We start from the raw sequence: 21,591 nt of genomic DNA, 5'->3' as shown, positions 1-21,591 counted from the left end.
GCCGGGAACTCTAGCGGTGCGTGCGTCTCCTGCGGCGGAGCGTGACATGAACGGCGTCCGGCGGCGCGGCGAACGCCGCTATCGAGGCGGCCGCAGCACGCCGAGCAGCCTCCACCCGGGCGGCATCGGCCCGGCCGGGCGGGTCGGCGGGCTCGGCGGGTCCGGCGCCGGGTACGCCACCCCGGCCTCCTCGATGGCCGCCAGGTCCGCCGGCGTGATGCCGCGCCCGGTGAACCGCTCCACCGCCAGCAGCCCCTTGCTGACCTTGTCGAACGTGCCGAAGTCCAGCCCGGCGAGCACCTCGGACAGCTCGGCCGGCCACTCCGTCCTCCCGGTCGGCTCGGCCCCCGCCACCATCCGCCCCCGCTCCGCGAACGACAGCCGGGTCAGCGCGCGCACGTTCCAGAACATGCTCGCGGCCCGCCCGCCCGCGGACAGCGCGGTCAGGACCTCCGCCCGCGCGCCCCGGTAGTGGTTGTCCTCCACCACCAGCACCGCCTCCGGCGTGGCCAGCACCGTGATCCGCTCGCGCTCGCCGCCGGCCGGGAGGCGGTCGTCCGGGAACGGCCGGGGATCGCCCGGGTCCGCGCCGAACGCGCGCAGCGCCTCCTCGGCCGTCACGCCGGTCGCGACCGTGACCGTGCCGGCCTCCCCGATCCGCGACCCTCGCACCCCCGCACCCTACCCGCCCCCCCGGGGGCTCCTCACTCGTCGATCTAGGACGGAGTCTCGCGATTGGAGATCACACCGCCGGAATCCTCCCTAGATCGACGCATGAGGTGGGTGGGGGTGGGGGTCAGTCGCCGCCGGGGAGGTCGGGCAGGCCGGGGATGTCGGGTAGGCCGGGGATGTCGGGCAGGCCCGGGTTCTGATCGTCGTCGTCCTGTTCGTCGTCGTCATCGTCGTTGTCGTTGCCGTTGGTCGGGGGCTGGGGCGGGGTGTTGCCGTTGCTGATGCGCAGCACGACGGTGCCGCCCTCGATGGTGCTGTCGCCGGGCTCGGTGCGGGCCACGCGGCCGGCCGCGCAACTGGAGTCGACCCGCTCCGGCGAGACGCTGATCTGGAAGCCGCGCGCCTTGAGCCGGGTGGTGGCGTCCTCGACCGAGTTGCACTCCACGGACGGGATCGCGGCCAGCTTGCCCGTGATCATCTTCTCGCTGGGCGGGGCGAACTCCTTCGCCTCCTTGCCCTTCATGAAGTCCGCCAGCGTGTTCGTCACCGCGGGGTTGACCGCCTCGGTGTGCGGGTTCCACCAGCCGTCGCCGCCGCCCAGCATGGACGTGTTGTGGTTGTCCGGGTCCGCGACGATGCCGGCCACGGTCATCTGCACGGTGCTGAGCACGAACGCGGCGGTGCGGTTGCCGTCGGTGGTGCCGGACTTGCCGATCACCGGCTTGCCGACGCGGTCCCAGGCGCCCGGGTCGGTCGCGCCCGCGCACCGCGAGGTGTCGGAGGAGTCGCCGACCGGGCAGCGCGCCGCGTCCGCAGCGGCCCGGGCCACGTCCTTGTCGATGACCTGCGAGCAGCGCGGATCGCCGGCCGCCAGCTTCTGCTTGTCCTGCCAGATCTCCAGCACCGGGATCGGCTCGCAGTACCTGCCCTCGGCCGCGATCGTCGCGTACGCGTTGGCCAGGTCGAGCGATGTGGTGCCGGAGACGCCCAGCGTGAACGCGCCCCAGGTGGAGGCGTTATCCGCCAGCTCCTGGTCGTCCGGGTCGCGGAACTTGATGCCGAGGCGCTCGGCCACCTCGACCGCCTTGTCCGCCCCGACGCGCTCCTCCAGCGGTACGAAGTACGTGTTCACCGACCGGCCGAACCCGGACCACATGTTGAACGTGCCGGTCAGGTTCGCGGAGAAGTTCGTCGGGCAGTAGATCGGCCGGCCACGGCAGGGGCCGCTCGTGTTCGGCTCGATCGGGAAGTTGGAGACGTAGTACGACCGCGGCGAGGCGATGTCGTAGGTCAGCGGGTAGCCCTTCTCCAGCGCCGCGATCATCGTGAACAGCTTGAACGTCGACCCGGCCTGGAACCCGCCCACGTCCGGGCTGCCGGTGATGATCGGGTTCGTGGTGTTCGGGTACGACCCGCGCACGCCGGCCCGCCGCTTCTCCGGGTCACTGTTCGGCTCGTTGCCCTTGTCGTCGTTCTTGTAGACCCGGTTCACCGCCAGCGCGCGCACCTGGCCGGTGCCCGGCTGCACGGCCGAGACCATCAGCGCGTTCTTGTTGCCGTCCGCCGCGTACTTGCTGACGTGGGTGCGCGCCGACTTCTGCATGCCCGCGTCGAGCGAGGTGACGATGCGGTAGCCGCCGCTCTTGAGCCGCCGCTCCCGGTCGAACGGGGTGGCGCCGAAGGTCTCCTGCTCCATCCACCACCGGTAGAAGTAGTCGCAGAAGTAGCCCCAGTCGTTCTTCGGCGTGTTGACGCAGCCGCCCGGCGTGCGCTTGCCGCTGACCTTGATCTCCGTGGCCTTGGCCTTCTCCGCCTGCTCGGCGGTGATCATGCCGAGTTCCACCATGCCGGGGATGACGTAGTTGTTGCGGCGGTCCAGCGACAGCTTCTTCCCCTCCTCGGTGGTGGGGTCGTACGCGGACGGCGCCTTGACCATGCCGGCCAGCAGCGCGGCCTCCTCGACCGTGAGGTCCTTGGGCTGCTTGGAGAAGTACACCTCGCTGGCGGCCCAGATGCCGTAGGCGCCGGCGCCGAACGGTGCCATGTTCAGATAGCGGGTGAGGATCTCCTCCTTGGACAGCTCCTCCTCGATCTGCATCGCGTACCGCGCCTCGCGGGCCTTGCGGGCCGTGGTGTCCTCGGTCGCCGCGACCACGTCGGCCGGGTGGGTGGCCGAGTAGGAGATCGCCATCCGTACGTACTGCATGGTCAGGGTGGATGCGCCCTGCGTGGTGGCGCCGGACTTGTTGTTCAGGAACGCGCGCAGGATGCCCCGGTAGTCGACGCCGTGGTGCTGGTAGAACATGCGGTCCTCGGCCGCGACGATCGCGTCGCGCATGACCTTGGGGATTTCCTCGTACGTCACGTCCTTGCGGTTCTCGTCATAGATCATGGCGAGCTGCGTCTTGTTGTCCGACGTGTAGATGTACGTATTCTGCGGCGTCCGCTGCACCGTGAGCTCGGTCGGCAGCTTGTCGAACGCCTCGATGCCGGACTTCGTGGCGAGCCCGGATATCGCGGCCACCGGGAAAGCCGCCGCGGCGACGACCACACCGGCCAGCAGGCCGCAGATGATCAGCGAGAATGCGCTGGTCAGCGGCGAGTGGTCCCGGCGGCCGGCGCGGAACAGGCCGGTCAGCCGGTTCAGGGGCGGAGCCATCGGTCTCCTTCGACAGGCGGTAGTGATCGGATTGTCCCTCGTCAGAGGCCCGAGCGCCCACCCCGGTCGCCGAATGCGGGGAAATTCGTCGATCCGTGTTTGAACCGGCAACACCCTCTGCACCGTCGCTAAACCCGACGAATCAACGGGGAGGATCTGCCGGCGACCGCACCGCTCCGGCTGGGCGCCGAGGCCGCGGCACCCTAACCACATCGGACGGATTTAAACCTCGACGGCGGCTGAACGTACGTTCAAAGGTCGCTGAATGCTGGGGAACTGCTCACGTCCGGCGCTTGTGCCCGACACTCACCCGGGCCCGGCGTCGCGTGCGGCCAGCAGCCGGTGCAGCTCGTCCAGGTCGGCCACGAGCAGCACCGGAGCGATGCCCTCCAGGCGTTCGGCCAGCCGCAGGCGCTCCTCGGGGGAGGACGCGACCGCGATCAGCAACGGCGTCGGGCCGTCGTCCGGCTGCTTATCTCTTGGTGACAACTTGCTTACGTAGCGTCTTGATCGTCCATTCTGCTAGATCATAGTGTCCCTTCGGGCTTCCGGCGTCATCCCTCCGGGGCCTGGGCATGGAAGTTCGCCGTTCCAGTCTCATCCGAACGGCGGGGCGAGACTTCCGCCGCCCTCCGAATGACTCGCTCAACCCCCGAGTCGTACCGAGGAGAGGCAGCATCGATGTTCGATCGTCCACACCTGCTTAGAGCCGCCGCGGCCACGGCCGTCGCGGCCGCGAGCCTCCTGGTGGCCGTGGCCGGTGCGCCACCCGCGCAGGCCGCCGCCAAGGAAGACAAGATCCCGCAGGCACTCGACGCGCAGTTCGAGGCGAAGGCGGAGGCGGACTACTGGATCCGGTTCGGCGCCAAGGCGGACCTGCGTCAGGCCGCCGCCATCAAGGACTGGAACGCGCGCGGCACCGCGGTCGCCGCCGAGCTGAAGAGGACCGCGAGCGCCGCGCAGGAGAAGGCCCGCGCCGAGCTCACCGCGGCCGGCGTGACCTTCCAGTCGTTCTGGGCCACCAACGCGATCAAGGTGACCGGCGGGTCCACCATGACCGCGCAGAAGATCGCCGCGCTGCCCGAGGTCGAGGCGCTCTACCCGAGCATGGCCTACGAGATCCCGGAGACGAAGGAGGGCGACGACGAGAAGGTGGTCAACGCCCTGGAGTGGGGCATCGCCAGCATCAACGCCGACGACGTGTGGTCGCAGTACGGCGTGACCGGCGAGAACGTCGTCATCGCCAACATCGACACCGGCGTCCAGTTCGACCACCCCGCGCTGGTCGGCAAGTACCGGGGCAACAACGGCGACGGCACGTTCGACCACGCCTACAACTTCTTCGACGCGGCCGGTGCCTGCGCCGGCACGCCGTGCGACACCGACGGGCACGGCACGCACACGATGGGCACCATGGCGGGCGCGGACGGCGCCAACCAGGTCGGCGTCGCGCCCGGCGTGACGTGGATCGCGGCCAACGGCTGCTGCCCCTCCGACGCCGCCCTGATCAACTCCGGCCAGTGGATGCTGGAGCCGACCGACCTCGCCGGGCTGAACCCGGACGCCAGCAAGCGCCCCAACATCATCAACAACTCCTGGGGTACGCGGCTGCCGTCCAACGACCCGTTCATGGCCGACATCAGCGAGGCCTGGGCCGCGTCCGGCATCTTCGGCGTCTGGTCGAACGGCAACAGCGGGCCCGGCTGCCAGACCAGCGGCTCCCCGGGCAGCCTGGAGGCCAACTACTCGACCGGCGCCTACGACGTGAACAACGCGATCGCGAGCTTCTCCGCCCGCGGCGCCGGGCAGAACGGCGGCATCAAGCCGAACATCTCCGCCCCCGGCGTGAACGTGCGCTCCAGCGTGCCCGGTAACGGGTACGACAGCATCTCCGGCACCTCGATGGCCGCGCCGCACCTGGCCGGTGCGATCGCACTGCTCTGGTCCGCCGCGCCCGCGCTGGTCGGCGACATCGCCGGCACCCGCGCGCTGCTCGACGGCACCGCGATCGACACGTCCAACACCACCTGCGGCGGCACGGCCACGGACAACAACGTCTGGGGCGAGGGCCGGCTCGACGCGCTCGCGCTGCTCAACGCCGCACCGATCGGCGACACCGGCACGCTGGCCGGCACCGTCACCGGCCCGGACGGCGCACCGGTCGCCGGCGCCACGGTCACCGTCGCCGGCGCGGTCCAGCGCACGCTCACCACGGCCGCGGACGGCACGTTCAGCGTGCTGCTGCCGGCCGGCGACTACACGGTCACGATCACCGCGTTCGGATACGCGGCCGTCACCCGCACCGCCACGATCACGAACAACGCCACCACCACGCTGAACGTGCAGCTCGCCGAGGTGCCGAAGGTCAAGGTCACCGGCACGATCACGGACGGCTCCGGGCACGGCTGGCCGCTCTACGCCAAGGTCACGGTGGCCGGCCCGGCCGGCATCTCCGACTACACCGACCCGACCGACGGCTACTACGAGCTGGAGCTGCCCGCCGGCGCGACGTACGAGCTGACCGTCGACCCGGTCTACTCCGGATACCAGACCGTCAGCGAGGACGTCACGGTCGGCGTCGCGGACACCACCTACGACCGGGCCGTCCCGATCGACTCCGCGTCGTGCGCCACCGCGCCCGGCTACGGCTGGGCCTCCGACGGCGTCTACGAGACGTTCGAGACCGGCGGCACCACGCCGTCCGGCTGGACCGTCACCGACGCGGCCGGACGCGGCCAGACCTGGAAGTTCACCGACGACGGCAACCGCGGCAACCGCACCGGCGGCGCCGGCGGCTTCGCCATCGTGGACAGCGACGACTACGGCGCCGGCGGCGCGCAGGACACCTCGCTGGTCAGCCCCGTGGTCAACCTGTCCGCGGTGACCGCGCCGGTCATCCGGTTCAACCAGGACTTCAACTGGCTCGGCTCGGACCGGGCCGACGTCGACCTGAGCATCGACGGCGGCGCCACCTGGACCACCGTGCTGCGGCAGACCGCGGACGCACTCGGCCCGCGCGTCACCGAACTCCCGATCCCGGCCGCGGCCGGGCAGGACGACGTCCAGGTCCGCTTCCACTACTACGACGCCAGCTACGAGTGGTGGTGGCAGATCGACAACGTGCTGATCGGCTCCACCTTCGCGTGCAAGCCGGTCACCGCCGGGCTCGTCGTCGGCCACGTCGAGGACAAGAACAGCGGCGGGTACGTCAACGGCGCCACCATCACCAGCGGTGCCAAGGCCACGGAGAAGACCGTCAGCGTCGCCACCCCGGACGACCCGGGCCTGGAGGACGGCTTCTTCTGGCTGGTGTCCACCGCGATCGGCAAGGTCGACCTCACCGCGGCCGCACCGAACTACCAGTCCCAGACCAAGTCCGTCACGGTCAAGGCGAACAAGGTCGTCACCACGTCGTTCCAGCTCGCCGCCGGGCAGATCACGGTCAAACCCGCCTCGATCACCGGTACGGTCCGCATGCCGGACGGCACGGTGAACAAGAAGCTGACCGTCACCAACACCGGCGGCCTGCCGGTGGAGCTGGAGTTCAGTGAGCGGCCGGGCGGCTTCGAGCTGCTCCGCGCGGACGGCACCAAGGTCACCGACCGGCAGATCCTCGCCGCGGCCGGTGCGCCGTTGCAGCGCCTGACCACGCCGGCGTCGCTCGCCAGCCGCGCGTCGATGGGCACCACCGCCACCACGCCGGCCCCGGCACCGAACGCGGCGCCGTGGGCGGACATCACCGACTACCCGGCCACCGTGATGGACAACCGGGTGGTCTCGCTGGACGGCAGGACCTACTCCATCGGCGGCGGCAACGGCACCGCGGCCACCACCAAGAACTACGTGTACGACCCGGTGGCGCAGACCTGGATCGGCATCGCGGACCTGCCCGAGGCCCGCAACGCGGTCACGGCCGGCGTGCTCGGCGGCAAGATCGTGGTAACCGGTGGCTGGGGCCCGACCGGACCCTCCGCCACGACCTGGTCGTACGACCCGGCCGCGAACACCTGGACCCGGCTCGCCGACAACCCCGCGCCGCGCGCCGCGGCCGGTCAGGCGGTCGCGAACGGCAAGCTCTACGCGATCGGCGGCTGCACCACGGCCGCCTGCGCGCCGATATCCAACACGGTGACCGCGTACAACCCGGCGACGAACACCTGGTCGACGCTCCCGGCGTACCCGAAGTCCGTGGCGTTCAGCTCCTGCGGCGCCATCGACGACGTCATCTACTGCACCGGCGGCAACGACGGCAGCGCGTCGCAGAAGGCGTCCTACAGCTTCGACGGTACGACGTGGACCGCGATCGCGGACGCGCCGGCCGACAACTGGGCGGCGTCGTACGCGGTGGCCAACGGTCAGCTGCTGGTCGTCGGCGGCTCGCAGGGCGGCGCGATCACCAACGCCGGCTTCGCCTACGACCCGGCGGCCGGCACCTGGTCCGCGTTGCCGAACGCCAACACGGCCCGCTACCGCGGCGGCGCGGCGTGCGGGTTCTACAAGGTCGGCGGCTCGTCCGGCAACTTCAACGCGCTGCCGGACAGCGAGGCGCTGCCCGGCTTCACCGAGTGCGCCACCGCGGCCGACGTGCCGTGGCTGACGCTGGACAAGACGACCGCCACGCTCGCGCCCGGCGCGTCGGTCACGGTCACGGTCGGCCTGTCCGGTGCGGTGGAGCAGCCCGGTACGTACACGGCTGGGATCGCGATCAAGGAGAACACGCCGTACGCCGTGGCACCGGTGCCGGTCACGCTCACCGTCCAGCAGCCCAAGACCTGGGGCAAGCTGCTCGGCACCGTGACCGGGGTGAACTGCCAGGGCGTGAGCGCGCCGCTGACCGGGGCCACCGTCCAGGTCGACTCGTGGGCGATGTCGTTCACGTTCACCACGGACGCGGCCGGCAAGTACGCGCACTGGCTGGACAACCGCAACAACCCGCTCACGCTGATCGTCGCCAAGGACGGGTGGAAGCCGCAGACCCGTACCGCGAAGATCAACACCAGCACCCCGACCACGGTCGACTGGGTGCTGCGCCCCACCACCTGCTAGATCCGATCCCGCCCTCGCGGGGCCCGTCCCGAGCCGTGTCGCGGCCCGGGGCGGGCCCCGCCCCCCGTTCAGCTCGCGGCCAGCTCCCGTACCGTCCGGGCCACCGCGGGCGAATCCCGGCGCAGAACTCCGGTGTGGTTGCTCGGCACCCGCGCGCCCACGGTCAGCAGCGGGTTGCGGGCGAGCAGCGGCTCGAGCGTGGCCCGGCCCGCGTCCATCTCGCCGCCGCCGCTGCCCATGCTGTCGCCGGTGGCCAGGACGAACCGCACCGGGCGGGTCAGGCGCTCCAGCACCGGCACGCTCGCGGCGGCGATCTCGTTGAGCTCGATGTTGACGTCCGCGTGCTGGTCGGCGCTCATCCGCGCCCCCATGCCGATCAGGCTGGTGATCGGCAACGCGAACCGCGCGCGGCGGAACAGCCGCCGGATCCGCGCCCGCCCCTCCTCGCCGGTGACGCCGACCGGGAACGCGTCCACGCACACCACGCCCAGCGTCCGCTCCGGGAACCGGTCCGCCCAGTGCCAGGCCACGACGCCGCCGAACGACCAGCCCACCAGCAGCGGCCGGTCCACGCCACGGGCGGTCAGCACCGCGTCCAGGTCGCGCAGGCAGCCCTCGAACGAGTAGTCGGCCGAGCGCCGCGACCGGCCGCGGGCGCGCTCGTCGTACGTGATGTGCCGGTAGCCGTCACCGAGTTCGGCGATCACCCGGCGCCAGTGTGACTGGTCCGCGTACGCGCCGTTCAGATACACCACCGGACGGCCGGGACCGCCGGTGTCCCGGGTGTAGAGCGCGGTGTCGTCGACCGGGATCATGCCGGACCAGGTCATCGCGTCACTCGCAGAAGACGCGGACGCTGGCGTCCGGCTGGGCGACGTCCACGATCACGTCGTCCAGGTGCTCGACCAGCGCCTCCAACTGCTCCGGCTTGAGCTGGGCCAGGTCGATCGGCACGCCGGAGCGGTGCAGCTGGGCGTTGGCGTGCTCGAGCGCCACCGGCGGGATCAGCGCGGCCAGCCGCACGCCCGCGCGCAGCAGCTGCAGCGGCACGCGGATGTTGATCCGGCCCTCCTCGCCGTTCTCCACCGTCTCCACCATCAGCCGCAGGTACTTCGGCCGGCCCGTCGGCGGCCCGTCCGGCCCCGGCGGCGACGGCGGCCGGTCCCGCTCCAGCGCCGCGATCAGCTGGTCCGCCTCCGCCGCGGTGATCTTGCCCTCGGCCAGCATGTCCAGGATGTCCTTGCGTTGCTCCGTCATGGTCCCCGCTCCCTTGCTCATCGGATGGTGACGAGCAGGCCCGTGCGGCCCTGCCCGAGGTGGAACCGGGTGCCGGGCAGCGCGGAGAGGACGCGCCAGCCGGCGGCGAGTGCCCGCGTCGGGTGCACGCGGAAGATCAGGCAGGCCACGACCGCGGCCAGCACGACGAGCGGCCCGAGCAGGAGCGCCAGCGGCAGCACCGGGACCCAGGCCCGGACCGGGCGCCTGCCGGCGCGGTCCACCCGTACGGTCACGAGCTGCGGCATCATCGCCGGTCCTCCAGCTCGGCCAGTGCCTGCTGCGCCGTGATCTCGCCCCGGCGCAGCCGCTCGATCACGTCGGCTCGCGAGGGCCCCGGATCGGTCTCCACGAAGTCGAGCGCCTGCGAGATCCGGTTCAGCCGCGACTTGATCGTCGGGTAGCTGACGCCGAAGATCCGCTCCATCTCCTTGATCGAGCCGTGACACCGCACGAACGCGGTGACGAAGACCTGATCCTCCGCGCTCAACTGAGCGAGCTGCGGCAGCTCGAACCCGCCCTCGATCGCCACGCCCCCCGCCAGCCGCACCCGCTCGACGACGAACGCCCGCCCCCGCGTCAGGTTCGTCAGCTCCTGCCAGTCCATCGCCCGCTCCGCCATATCTGAAGTATGGGGTGGCGGGGTATTAACTTTCAACATGTCGATCTTGATTTTCTTAATCTGGCGCGGGTCGTCTCGTGGTTTGGGAGGCGCGCGGGACGCGGCGGCGGTGGGCCCCCCAGGGCTCGGTCCTGTATCGGCGGCTCCGCCGCCCCGTGATGCCGGGTGATGGGTGCGGGGCGTAAGGGCCTTCTCCGCTCCGGCCGTGACCGCCTTTGGCCGCGCGGCGCTTTGGCCGCGCGGGACTCTGCCCGCGCGGGACTCTGCCACGCGGCACTCTGCCACGCGGCACTCTGGCCACGCCGGGCGTTCTAGCCACGCGCGGTGCTCTAGCCACGTTCGGCACTGCGGCCACGTGTGGCGCTCTGGCCGTGCATGGCTCTGGCCGTGCATGGCTCTGGCCGTGCATGGCTCTGGCCGTGCATGGCTCTGGCCGTGCATGGCTCTGGCCGTGCATGGCTCTGGCCGTGCATGGCTCTGGCCGTGCATGGCTCTGGCCGTGCATGGCTCTGGCCGTGCATGGCTCTGGCCGTGCATGGCTCTGGCCGTGCATGGCTCTGGCCGTGCATGGCTCTGGCCGTGCATGGCTCTGGCCGTGCATGGCTCTGGCCGTGCATGGCTCTGGCCGCGCACGGCTCTGGCCGCGCACGGCTCTGGCCGCGCGGGGCTCTGGCCTCTGCGGGACTCCGGTCATCTGCAGGACCCCGGCCATCTGCGGGGGACCGGTTGCGTGCGGGGCTCGGTTGTCGGCGGGGGCCCCGCCACGTGCGGGACCCCGGTTGCCTGCGGAGCCCTACCAGGAGCGGAACCCCACCGGCGGCCGGCCGGCCGCCGCGAGGTCCAGCCAGCGCTGGAACCCGGCGGGTCGGGACCGGCCCGCCCCGGGTCCGCCCGCGCTCGCAAGCCCCGTCCACCCGGCCCCGCCCTTCCGGCTCGCCGATCTAGGCGGTATTCGCGTGATCAGAGATCAAAGCGCCGGAATCCGCCCTAGATCGACGCGATGGGGGGCGGCGGCGCGGCCGGCGCGACAGGGGTGCGGCCGGCGCGGCGAGGCGGGGGAGGGAGGGGCGGGGCGGCGAGGCGGGGGCGGCGAGGGGCGGCGCGGCGAGGGGCGGCGCGGCGAGGGGCGGGTGGCGAGGGGCGGCGAGGGGTGGTCAGTGGGAGGCGTAGCGGAAGCCGACGCCGCGGACGGATTGGATGCGGGCGGAGGTGCCGAGCCAGGTGAGTTTGCGGCGGATGCGGCGGACGACGGAGTGGAGGTCGGAGCCGCGGCCGAGGTGTTCGTTGCCCCAGACCTCGAGGTGGAGGCGCTTGTAGGTCCAGACCTGGCCGGGGGAGGCGACCAGGCAGCGCAGGAAGTCGTGTTCGAGCGGGGTGAGGCCGACCTCGCGGTCCCGCCAGCGCAGCACGCGCCGGTCGGAGTCGACGCGCAGCGTGAGGGAGTCCTCCGGTGCTCGCGTGCGGGCGCCCGGGAGCGGGGCGGGGGCCACCGCCGGCGTGGGGCCGTCGGCGAGATCGGCGCGGTCGGCGCGGTCGGCGGCCTCGGCGTCGAGGGGGGTCGCGGGGGAGGCGGCGGACGAGACCGTGACGACCGTGGCCTCGGGGGAGCCGACGATGTCGAGGAACTGGCGGGCCTGGTCGACGCTGGACACGATCAGGAAGGCCTCGGTGTCGCCGAGGAGGCGGGCGAGCCGGCGGCGGTCGTCCGGCGTGGCCGCGATGCCGATGGTCAGTGACGTTACCGGGATGTCCGCCATGCCGCACCTCCGGAATCCCCCGCGAAGGAGCCCCCCGTGAAAACCGGGACCAACGCTGTGATGACGATCAATTGGCACGACACTAATCCCGCATTGTCACGTCCGGGTTAAGAGACTCCTGGTCGCGCGGCTACCGGTGTCGCATCCGCGACACGCAGTGATGAATTGGAATTCTTCGATTAAACGGTCGGCAAAAGAGCAGCCAATGCGTATTGGATCGCGTCGGGACGGGTATGAGGGCCACTACCGCCCGGTCGTCACCGGCCGGGCGGGATGCCGTACCGGAACGCACGTGAGGAGCTGCCATGACAACCGCCGCGAGCCCGGCCACCGTCGCCACCTGCCTGCGGGTCGGCGCCGGATTCTCCCAGGGGGACCGGAACTGGATCGCCGAGCAGTTCGCCACGCTGGACGCGCGCCTGGCCGCGTTCGACACCGACGCCACGGAGCTGGAGGTCTCGGTCAAGGACCGGGCCGCGAAGGGGCAGAAGGTGACGCTGGAGTGCTGGATCGCCGGCCGCCCGAAGCTGGTCACCACCTCCACCGAGGAGGACCTGCACGCGGCGCTGAACGACGTGCGCGACGACCTGCGCCGCAAGCTCAACGACCAGAAGACCCGCCAGGAGCCGCGGCACAACCGCCACCTGCGTGAGGGGCGCCCGGAGATCGAGGAGCCGGAGCTGATCCCGGCCGAGGGGCTGCCGGGGCAGGACTGAGCCGGCCGGGTCCCGGCGGCACGGGCCGCCGGGACCTTCACATCACACGGGGGTACGGACGGCAGCCGGCACCCAGAGCGCCAGCGCGCCGGCGACGGCCGCGCCCAGCACCAGCCCGGCCAGCACGTCGGGCACCGAGTGCACGCCGCCGAGCACACGCCCGGCCGCGCACAGCGCCGCCAGTACGGCCGCGGTCACGGCCAGCCGGCGGGAGATCACGGCCACGCCGACCGCGACGGCCGCGACCAGGCCGGAGATCGTGCTCGGATACGACCAGTCGGGCGGGCAGGACAGCAGCGCGCGGTCCGCGCCGGGCGCCGCGCACGGGCGTACCCCCTGGAACTGGTCCTTGAGGACCGAGCCGATCGCGAGCGTGAGCGCGGCACCGGCCGCGGCCACCAGCAGACCGGGCAGCGCGCGCTGCGGGTGCGGCCGGATCGCCAGCACCAGCAGCGGCACGAACAGCACCGGCAGCAGTGGCACCGCCCACGCCACGGCCACCACCGCCCACCGCGGCCACCCGGCCCCGCCCACCATCGGGCCGGCCGGCGCGCCGGTCGGTGCCAGCGCCAGAATGACCGAGCCCGCCGCCGTGAGGAGTAGCCCGCACGTGATCGTTCTACGCCACATGGCACCGTTCTCCTTCAGCCCCCGAAAGCCGGGCGGCGCACAAGGGGGCTCCTGAACTCATGATCACCAGCACAGTCGGCCCGGATGGATCCGCGGATGACGAACCGTGGACGGCCACGCCGGTGCGCGTCGCCGGGGGCGTGCTACGCGCGCGCCGCGAGCGCGGCCTGACCGTGCTGCGCGGCGTCCGGTACGCCACCGCCGCCCGCTTCGCCGAGCCGGTACCGGAGGAGCCGTGGACCGGTGAGCGGGACGCGCTCGCGGACGTGGGCGTCCCGCCGCAGCCCGCGTCCCGCCCCACGTCCGGACTCGGCGTGATCACTGTCGGACCGCTGACCGAGGACTGCCTGCGGCTCACCGTGGCCACGCCGGCCGCGGACGACCGGCGCCGCCCGGTGCTGGTGTTCCTGCACGGCGGCGGCTACCGGTCCGGCGGCGTGGCCTGGGGCCGGTACGACCCGCGCCGTCTGGCCCGCGAGGGTGACGCCGTGGTGGTCAGCGTCGGCAGCCGGATCGGCGCGCTCGGCTGGCTGCGCCTGCCCGGCCTCGCGCCCGGCAACCTCGGGCTGCTCGACCAGCTGACCGCGCTGCGCTGGATCCGGGACAACGCCGCCGCGCTGGGCGGCGACCCGGACCGGATCACGCTGGTCGGCCACTCGTCCGGCGCGCACGCGGTCGCCTGCCTGATCGGCGTGCCGGCCGCGCGCGGCCTGTTCCACCGCGCGATCGCGCAGAGCCCGCCGCTCGGGCTGGGGCTCGGGTCCCCGGCCGCGTCCGCGCGGGCGGCCGCCGCGTTCGTGCGCCGGCTCGGCACCGACCCACGGGACGCGACCGTGGCGGAGATCGTGGCCGCGCAGGAGCGCACCGAGCGCGACCTCGCGGTGCGTACGCTCGGCGGCCTCGTGCCCGCGTTCATGCCGGTCGCCGGCGCCGAGCCGCTGCCCGCACCGGACGAGTGGCGCGACACCGCCCGCGAGGGCGCCAAGGACCTCCAGGTCGTCGTGGGTACGGCGGAGCGCGAACTCGCGTACTTCTTCCGCGACACGCCGCTGGCCACCGTGCCCGGCCTCCAGCAGGCGTCGACCGCGCGCGTGTTCACCCGCCCCGCGCAGCGCTTCGCGGAGCTGCTGGCTTCCGGCGGCGCGCGCGTGCACACGTACCGGGTCGGCGCGCCCGGCCCATCGCTGCCGCTGCGCGGTGCGCACTGCGGCGAGCTGCCGTGGCTGTTCGGCACGGAGGCGGACTGGGCGGGCGCGCCGATCCTGAACGGGCGCTCGTGGGCGGAGGTCACCGCGGACGGCGCGCCGATGCGAGCGGCCTGGCTGCGCTTCGCCGCCACCGGCGACCCCGGCTGGCCCGCCGACCCGGCCCGCCCGCACCGGTTCTGACCGGCTCAGGCCCAGGCCGGGGCGTTCGCGGCCGCCTGCGCCACCACCCGCGCGATCAGGTCCGCCGGCCGGTGCGGGTGGCGGCCACCGGCCGCGTCCATCCGCTCGGCCAGCCGCGCCCACGCGGCCTCCACCAGGCCGGTGGCGCGCCGCGCGCCGTCCAGCACGCCGGCCCGCTTCACCGCGCGGCCCGCCACGAACACCGAGTCCACGTCGCCCGGCCCGGCGTGCAGCACGACCGTGGCGAACGGGTCGGTCAGCGGCCGGTGCCGGATGCCGTCCACCCGCAGCAGCACCACGTCCGCCTGCTTGCCCGGCTCCAGCGAGCCGGCCAGGTGATCCAGGCCGAGCGCCCGCGCGCCGCCCAGCGTGGCCGCGTGCAGCACCTCGCGGGTGCTCATCGGCACGCCGGCCAGCCCGCCGGTGCCGTCCGCGTCCAGCACCGCGCGCTGGGCGCGGCCGTTCTCCGCCTGCCGGGCCAGGCGCATCGCGGCGAACAGGTCCGGCCCGTTGTTCGCCTGGATGTCGCTGCCCAGCGCGGCCGGCACGCCGAGCGCGGCGGCGCGGCCGAGCACCGGGTGGCCGATGCCCATCTGCAGCTCGGTGTCCGGCGTGGACACCACCGCGGCGCCGTGGTCGGCCAGCAGCCGCAGCGCGTCCTCGGATGCCGCGTTGACGTGCGAGAACACCTGGCGCGGGCCGAGCAGCCCGTCGCGGTGCAGCCACTCGATCTCCGGCGCGCGTACCGGGCCCCAGATCGTCTCCAGGTGCGCGGTCAGCGGCAGGTCCCGCTCGCGGGCGAACAGGTACTCGGCGCGGGTGGTCGCCCACGGCGCGTTCCCGATCTCGTCGGCCGCGACCGCGAGCGTGACCAGGCCGCCGGCGTCGGTGGTCAGCCCGCCGGCGGCCGCGGCCCGGACCGCGGCCGGCGCGCTCGCCCACACCGCGCGGATGCCCGCGTCCCGGACCGCGCGCAGTCCCGGCTCCGCGTGCGCCGGCAGGTGCATGTGGTCCAGCACCGTGGTGGTGCCGGCGTCGAGGGAGGCCAGCGCGCCGGCCAGCGCGCCCGCGTAGACGTCGTCCGGCGTGTGCAGGCTCGCGTGGTGGAATCGGATGCCGTACAGGAAGTCGAGCAGGTCCCACTCGGCCGTGATGCCGCGCATCGACGCCTCCCACAGGTGAGCGTGCGCGTCCACGAAGCCGGGCAGCACCAGCATGCCGGTCGCGTCCACCATCTCCGCGTCCGTGACCGGTGGGAACGTGCCGATGCCGACGATCCGGCCGGCCTCGGCGAGCAGGTCGGCGCGGCGGAACTCGCCGTGCATCGGCGCACCGGCCAGGACCGTACCGCCGGTGATCAGAAGTCGTGAGGTCATGCGCTCGACCCTGCGCCGCCGCGCCCGGAGCGGGAAGGCACCGCTCAGCCGGTGATCCGCGATCACTGGCTGAGCGCGGGCGCGGCGATCATGCTGGAGCGCATGGACCGTCCCGCGCTCGCCGCCTTCCTCCGCCGCCGGCGCGAGGCGATCCGGCCCGCCGACGTGGGGCTGCCGCCGGGCGTGCGCCGCCGCACACCCGGCCTGCGCCGCGAGGAGGTCGCCGGGCTCGCGGTCATGTCCGTCGACTACTACAACCGGCTGGAGCGGGGGCAGTCGCCGCAGCCGTCACCGTCGATGCTGACCGCGCTGGCCCGCGCGCTGCGACTGACCCGGGACGAGCGCGACTACCTGTTCCGGGTCGCCGGGCACCCGGCGCCCGCGGACCACACGCGGCTGGCGCACGTCCGCCCCGGGCTGCTGCACCTGCTCGATCGGCTCACCGACACGCCCGCGCTGATCACCACGGACCTCGGCGAGATCCTGGCACAGAACGACCTGGCGATCGCGGTCCTCGGCGACCTGGCGCGCGGCGGCGGCCCGGAGGCGTCCTGGGTGTACCGCTGGTTCACCGAGCCGAGCGTGCGCGGCGTGTTCGTCGCCGACGATCATGACACGATCGGCGCCGCGCTGGTCGCGGACCTGCGCGCGGTGCACGCGGCCCGCGGCGGCGACCCGGTCGCCACCGCGGTCGTGGAGCGCCTGCGGGCGCGCAGCGCCGACTTCGCGCGGCTGTGGGACCGCCATGACGTGCGGGTGAAACAACTCCGGCACAAGCGCGTCGCGCACCCGGCCGTCGGCGTGCTGGACCTGGACGTGGAGCTACTGGACAGCGACGGCCGGCGGCTGCTCCTCCTGACCGCCGCGCCCGGCTCCGAGACCGCGCGGAAGCTGGACCTGCTGCGCGTGATCGGCCACCAGGACCTGACGGTCGGCTAGTGTTCGGCGGGCACCGGTCGCGATGCCGCCTGGCCGATCCTGGACGCGGCCGAGCCTAGCCGCCATCGAATGCGACGCCGGTGACGCGACGAACCCGCAGCGCTCAGCGGCCGTCGAGCCGGTCGCGGATCGGGGCGGCGACGCGGGCCAGCGCGGCGGCGAGATGACGTTGCTGCGCGGTGCCGAGCGGGTCGAAGACCAGCCGCCTGACCTGCTCGACGTGGGCGGGCGCGGACCGCACGACCTTCGCCAGGCCGGCCTCGGTGAGCGTGGCCAGCGTGTACCGGCCGTTGTCCGGGTCGGGGTGCCGGGTGACCCAGGCGTGCTGCTCGAACCGGACCATCACCTTGGACAGCCGGGGCAGCGTGCTGTTGCACTGCGCGGCCAGGTCGCTGAGCCGCATGGTGAGCGTCTCGGTCATCGAGAGCCGGGCCAGCACGCTGTACTCGAAGTGGGAGATGCCCTCGTCCCGCTGCATCTGGCGGTCCAGCAACGCCGGCAGGCCGATGACCACGGTGAGCAGGTCCTGCCACAGCTGCTGCTGCTCGTCGTCGAGCCATCGGGGTGCGCCGGTCATGCCGCCCAGCGTACGTCTCCCCGATTGACTTGCCTGGGCAAGTCAGGCAGACTCCGCTCTCAGTTGCCCAGGAAAGTCAGCGCATCGGGAGAGTTCCATGAAGGCGATTCGATACCACGAGTTCGGCGGCGCCGGCGTGCTGCGCCGGGAGGAGGTGGAGCGTCCGGTGCCCGGCGCCGGTCAGGTGCTGGTCAAGGTGGCCGCCACCTCGTTCAACCCGGTCGACGACCACATCCGGCTGGGCGTGCTCGCCGAGCTGATCCCCACGCCGCTGCCGATCACTCCGGGCCTGGACGTGGCCGGCACGGTCGCGGAGCTCGGCGAGGGCGTCGACGGGCTGCGGGTGGGCGATCCGGTGATCGGGATGTTCCCGCTGGACGTGCACGGCGGCGCCGCGGAGTACGCGGTGATCGCGGCCGACCTGGTGGCCGCCGCGCCGCGCAGTCTCACGCTGGCCGACGCGGCCGCACTGCCGCTGACCGGGCTGGCCGCGCGCCAGGCCGCGATCGAGCTGGCCGGGATCGAGGCCGGCCAGACCGTGCTGGTCAACGGCGCGGGCGGCGCGGTGGGTGGCATCGTGGTGCAGCTCGCGGCGGATGCCGGCGCGACCGTGACCGCGGTCGACGACCTCCGGCACGCCGACCGGCTGCGCGGCTACGGGGCGGCGCACGTGACCGGCCCGCTCGACCTGGACGCGGGCCCGGCGGCCGTGGGCGGGCCGTTCGACGTGGTGGTCAACCATGTCCGGCTGGCGCCCGAGGACCTGGCGAGGCTGACCGCGTACGCGGCGGACGGCGGCACGATCGTCAGCTCCGCCGGTCCGGTCCCGGCCGACGAGTCCCGGTCGGTGCGCACCGCCGGCGTGTGGGTCGGCCCGCACGGCGGCCACCTGGCCGACCTGGTCGACCGCGTGGACCGGGGCCGGCTCCGGCTGCACGTCGTGGACCGCCGCCCGCTGGACGACCTGCCGGCCGTGCACCGCGACGCGGCCACCGGCACGCTGCCCGGCAAGACCGTCATCCTCGTCGGCTGACCGGCGGCGCCCGCGGCGGGTCCCGGGTGCGCCCGGGACCCGTGGCCGGCGCCGGCCGGTCAGTCCGTCTCGGTCGGCTGCGGCTCGACGGTCCCGGTCGGCTGCGGCTCGACCGTCTCGGTCGGCTCCGGCTCGGCCGTGCCGGTCGGGGACACCGTCGGCGACACGGTCGGCGTCACGGTCGGGGACACCGAGGGCGAGACCGACGGTGCCGGGCGCGGCCGGTTGCGGTCCGGGCGCGGCTTGACCCGGGACTTGCGCTCCTCGCTGACGCGGTCGTTCCCGCGGCGGTCGATGGCGCGGACCTTCCACTTGACCTCGCCCGGGTACGCGGACAGGTCGGCCGAGAGCTGGTACGGCGCGGTGGTGTCGGTGGCGACGATCTTGCCGCGGACCAGCAGCGACACCGCTCGGACGCCGGACGCGTCGGAGGCGGCGACCGCGACCGTGAGCCGGTTGTCCTGCATCGAGTAGGACGTGACCTTCAGCCGCGGCGGCGTGCGGTCGCCCTTGCGGGCCTGGGCGGCCGAGGCGGGAACCGTCAGCAGCCCGGCGACGAGCAGGGCGGTGACGGCGGCGGATGCGGTTCTGCGCATGAAACGGCTCCTCGAGGTCCGGGGACCCGGCGCATCGGACGCCGGCCGGCCGACCTGAGGGTTCCGGCAGCCGGCTGTGCGGAACTGACCGGAAGGCGGAAACCGCCCTGGCCCTTCCGGTGGATCAGATGGATCAACGACCGTTCCCGCGCGTCGCAAATTTGACTAACCTGCCGGGAGTGGTCGAAACGGCGGAGCGGGCGCCACGGGGCGGCGTACTCCGCCGGAAGGGGCTGTTCGACCTCCGACTGGCGGCGGGCCGCGGCGACGTGTTCCGCGCGCGGCCTCGCCGCCGACCGGAGCCCGCCTGACTGAACGATCACTCCAGCACGGCGCCTGATCGGGCGACCCCCGGACGCGCTGTCCGTCACACCCCCCACGCCACGACTACCGTCCGTGCTCGCCTGACCGCGCGGACAGCCGGCCGCGCGGCTCCCGGTTCGTGGCGAGGAGGACGAACGGTGCCCGACGAGCGCCCGGTGGACATGTTGCGGCAGCGACTCCGCCGCCTGCACACCAGCGCGGGACTCCCGAAGGCGGAGAGCCTGAAGGACCACGCGCACCGCCGGGGGCACCGGGTCAGCCGATCAGCGCTCGCGGCGGTCACCGGCGGGTCCGGCGGCATGCGGTGGGCCACGGTGGAGGCGTTCATCGACGGTTGCGCCGGCTACGCGGCCAGCCGGCAACGGCCGATCGCGGCACAGGAGCTGACCATGACCGCCTGGCGCGAGCTCTACGAACGAGCCTTCCCCCGGCCGCGCGGCACCGCCCGGGACGCGAGCCGGACCCGGATCGGCACGGTGCCCCCGCCGGCCGACGGGCACCAGCCGCGCGCGTCCGCCCGGGGCATCGCGGCGCGGCCGGGCCGCTGGGTGCTGACCGGGCCGGGCGGCGCGGGCAAGACCCAGGCGGCCGCGCACCTGGCCGAGGAGCTGTGGCGCGGGCGCGAGATCGACCTGCTGATCTGGATCAGGGCCGGTTCCCAGGAGCAGATCATCAGCGGGTACGGCCGGGCCGCCGCCGAGCTGGGCCGGCCGCTGCCGGACGCGCTCGCCGACGACGGCCGCCGCTGGCTGGTGGTGCTGGACGACGTCACGGACGCGGCCGACCTGGACGGGCTGCTGCCGCCGCCGGACGGCCGCACCGTGATCACCACGCGCCTGCCGGCCGCCGCGGTGCCGGGCCGGGACGTGCCGCTGGACGCGTTCACCCGGACCGAGGCGCGGGACTTCCTGCGTACCCGGCTGGCCCGCCGCCCGGACCTCGCGGACGACCCGGACGGCGTCGCCGGGGACCTGGGCGGCCTGCCGCTCGCGGTGGCGCTGGCCGGCGCGGTCATCGTGGAGGAGGCGCTGCCCTGCTCCTGGTACCGGCGGCGGCTGGCCGCGCGCGGCACCGGCGTGCACCGCGAGCCGGACCGCGCGGTCGCGGCCTCGCTGGCCCTGGCGGTCGAGGCCGCGGACCGGGCGCGCCCGGCCGGGCTGGCCACCCCGCTGCTGGCGCTGTGCGCGGTGCTCGACCCGGCCGCGATCCCGGTGCCGGTGCTGCTCACCCGCGCGGCCCGGGACTGGCTGTGCACGCACGCGGCCGCGGCGAACCCGCTGGACCCGGACGAGGTCCGCGCCGGGCTGCGCCGCCTGCACCGGTTCGGGCTGGTCACCGCGGACGACGCCGCGGCGGCACTGCATCCGCTGGTCCGGCGGCTGCTGCTGGACGACCTGTCCGCGGCGGAACTGGCGGACGCGGCCACTGCGGCGGCGGACGCCACGCTCGCGGCCTGGCCGGACCGGGAGCCGGACCCCGGATACGCGTGCCGCCTGCGCGCCGGCGTGGACGCGCTGCTCGGCGCGGCCGGCGACGCGGTGGCGCTGCACCCGGTGCGGGCGCGCGCCTGTCACAGCCGGGGCACGTCCGGCGACCCGGCCGGTGCCGCCGCGGCCTGCGCGCGCCTGGCCGCGGACGCCGCCCGGCTGCTCGGCCCGGACCATCCGCGGGCGCTGCTGGCCCGCGGCAACGCGGCGCGCTGGCTGGGCGAGTCCGGCGACGCGGCCGGCGCGGTGGCCGCGTACGAGGTGCTGACCGCGGAGTCGGCGCAGGTGTTCGGCGCGCACCACGCGAACACGTGGACGTGCCGCAGCAACCTCGCGTACGCGCGCGGGATGGCCGGAGACGCCGCCGGTGCGGTGACCGCGTTCGCGGGCCTGCTGGCGGAGTGCGAGGCGGTGCTCGGTCCCGAGCATCCGGGCACCGCCTCCGTACGCGCGAACCTGGCCCGCTGGCGCTCCGGCCGCACCCCGTAGCGGTC

General features: G+C 73.7%; 18 protein-coding genes. 6 read left to right on the top strand and 12 right to left on the bottom strand.

Translation table 11 applies throughout. The features are described from left to right. Window positions 1-78 precede the first annotated feature (78 nt). The 3 genes from J2S41_RS16060 to J2S41_RS16050 all read right to left on the bottom strand — a co-directional run bounded on the left by J2S41_RS16060 (window position 79) and on the right by J2S41_RS16050 (window position 3,820). Window positions 79-672, bottom strand: coding sequence for a DUF6461 domain-containing protein (locus J2S41_RS16060; RefSeq protein WP_310368547.1), 594 nt, complete (start codon window positions 670-672; stop codon window positions 79-81). 124 nt (window positions 673-796) lie between these two features. Then, entirely contained in the window at window positions 797-3,331 is a 2,535-nt protein-coding gene (locus J2S41_RS16055) for a transglycosylase domain-containing protein (RefSeq protein ID WP_310368545.1), read from the bottom strand. 306 nt (window positions 3,332-3,637) lie between these two features. Next, window positions 3,638-3,820, bottom strand: coding sequence for a hypothetical protein (locus J2S41_RS16050; RefSeq protein ID WP_310368543.1), 183 nt, complete (start codon window positions 3,818-3,820; stop codon window positions 3,638-3,640). A 192-nt stretch (window positions 3,821-4,012) separates the two neighbouring features. Between J2S41_RS16050 and J2S41_RS16045 the strand changes: the two genes are divergently transcribed. Beyond that, the gene (locus J2S41_RS16045; protein ID WP_310368542.1) at window positions 4,013-8,377 is read left to right on the top strand and encodes a S8 family serine peptidase; all 4,365 of its coding nucleotides are present in this window, start codon (window positions 4,013-4,015) and stop codon (window positions 8,375-8,377) included. Window positions 8,378-8,445: 68 nt separating this feature from the next. Here the strand turns inward: J2S41_RS16045 and J2S41_RS16040 are convergent, their stop codons facing one another. The 5 genes from J2S41_RS16040 to J2S41_RS16020 form a co-directional block, all read right to left on the bottom strand. Beyond that, window positions 8,446-9,207 carry an alpha/beta fold hydrolase gene (locus J2S41_RS16040; protein WP_310368539.1) on the bottom strand — a complete coding sequence of 254 codons (762 nt, stop codon included), beginning with the start codon at window positions 9,205-9,207 and terminating at the stop codon, window positions 8,446-8,448. A gap of 4 nt (window positions 9,208-9,211) precedes the next feature. After that, entirely contained in the window at window positions 9,212-9,634 is a 423-nt protein-coding gene (locus tag J2S41_RS16035) for an SHOCT-like domain-containing protein (RefSeq protein ID WP_310368538.1), read from the bottom strand. A 17-nt stretch (window positions 9,635-9,651) separates the two neighbouring features. Then, window positions 9,652-9,903: a hypothetical protein gene (locus J2S41_RS16030; protein ID WP_310368536.1), complete on the bottom strand. Its 252-nt coding sequence runs from the start codon at window positions 9,901-9,903 to the stop codon at window positions 9,652-9,654. Further along, window positions 9,900-10,274, bottom strand: coding sequence for a DUF2089 domain-containing protein (locus J2S41_RS16025; protein WP_310368534.1), 375 nt, complete (start codon window positions 10,272-10,274; stop codon window positions 9,900-9,902). Before J2S41_RS16025 ends, J2S41_RS16030 begins: the two co-directional genes overlap by 4 nt. A gap of 1,154 nt (window positions 10,275-11,428) precedes the next feature. Beyond that, window positions 11,429-12,031 carry a winged helix-turn-helix domain-containing protein gene (locus J2S41_RS16020; RefSeq protein ID WP_310368532.1) on the bottom strand — a complete coding sequence of 201 codons (603 nt, stop codon included), beginning with the start codon at window positions 12,029-12,031 and terminating at the stop codon, window positions 11,429-11,431. Between the two features lie 305 nt (window positions 12,032-12,336). Between J2S41_RS16020 and J2S41_RS16015 the strand changes: the two genes are divergently transcribed. After that, complete coding sequence (locus J2S41_RS16015; protein WP_310368531.1) at window positions 12,337-12,747, top strand: HPF/RaiA family ribosome-associated protein; 411 nt, start codon at window positions 12,337-12,339, stop codon at window positions 12,745-12,747. 42 nt (window positions 12,748-12,789) lie between these two features. Here the strand turns inward: J2S41_RS16015 and J2S41_RS16010 are convergent, their stop codons facing one another. Further along, window positions 12,790-13,377: a phosphatase PAP2 family protein gene (locus tag J2S41_RS16010; protein ID WP_310368529.1), complete on the bottom strand. Its 588-nt coding sequence runs from the start codon at window positions 13,375-13,377 to the stop codon at window positions 12,790-12,792. A gap of 59 nt (window positions 13,378-13,436) precedes the next feature. On the opposite strand from J2S41_RS16010, the gene J2S41_RS16005 reads away from it, so the two are divergent. Further along, window positions 13,437-14,765: a carboxylesterase family protein gene (locus J2S41_RS16005; RefSeq protein ID WP_310368527.1), complete on the top strand. Its 1,329-nt coding sequence runs from the start codon at window positions 13,437-13,439 to the stop codon at window positions 14,763-14,765. A gap of 5 nt (window positions 14,766-14,770) precedes the next feature. Here the strand turns inward: J2S41_RS16005 and J2S41_RS16000 are convergent, their stop codons facing one another. Then, window positions 14,771-16,141: an amidohydrolase family protein gene (locus tag J2S41_RS16000; protein ID WP_310368525.1), complete on the bottom strand. Its 1,371-nt coding sequence runs from the start codon at window positions 16,139-16,141 to the stop codon at window positions 14,771-14,773. A 102-nt stretch (window positions 16,142-16,243) separates the two neighbouring features. Here J2S41_RS16000 and J2S41_RS15995 point away from each other — a divergent pair, with 102 nt between their 5' ends. Then, on the top strand, window positions 16,244-17,080 hold the full coding sequence (locus J2S41_RS15995; protein ID WP_310376392.1) for a helix-turn-helix transcriptional regulator: 837 nt from the start codon (window positions 16,244-16,246) through the stop codon (window positions 17,078-17,080). Window positions 17,081-17,183: 103 nt separating this feature from the next. Here the strand turns inward: J2S41_RS15995 and J2S41_RS15990 are convergent, their stop codons facing one another. After that, on the bottom strand, window positions 17,184-17,657 hold the full coding sequence (locus J2S41_RS15990) for a MarR family winged helix-turn-helix transcriptional regulator (protein ID WP_310368523.1): 474 nt from the start codon (window positions 17,655-17,657) through the stop codon (window positions 17,184-17,186). A gap of 97 nt (window positions 17,658-17,754) precedes the next feature. Here J2S41_RS15990 and J2S41_RS15985 point away from each other — a divergent pair, with 97 nt between their 5' ends. Continuing rightward, window positions 17,755-18,690, top strand: a complete 936-nt coding sequence (locus J2S41_RS15985) for an NADP-dependent oxidoreductase (protein ID WP_310368521.1) — start codon at window positions 17,755-17,757, stop codon at window positions 18,688-18,690. A 59-nt stretch (window positions 18,691-18,749) separates the two neighbouring features. Here J2S41_RS15985 and J2S41_RS15980 read toward each other — a convergent pair whose 3' ends face one another. Then, a complete protein-coding gene (locus J2S41_RS15980; protein ID WP_310368519.1) occupies window positions 18,750-19,286 on the bottom strand; it encodes an Ig-like domain-containing protein in 537 nt (178 codons plus the stop codon). Window positions 19,287-19,747: 461 nt separating this feature from the next. Between J2S41_RS15980 and J2S41_RS15975 the strand changes: the two genes are divergently transcribed. Next, window positions 19,748-21,586, top strand: a complete 1,839-nt coding sequence (locus tag J2S41_RS15975; protein WP_310368517.1) for a tetratricopeptide repeat-containing protein — start codon at window positions 19,748-19,750, stop codon at window positions 21,584-21,586. Window positions 21,587-21,591 lie beyond the last annotated feature (5 nt).

Source organism: Catenuloplanes atrovinosus, from assembly GCF_031458235.1.
Taxonomy (GTDB): Bacteria; Actinomycetota; Actinomycetes; order Mycobacteriales; family Micromonosporaceae; genus Catenuloplanes; species Catenuloplanes atrovinosus.
This window is presented reverse-complemented; position numbering and strand designations above follow the sequence as displayed.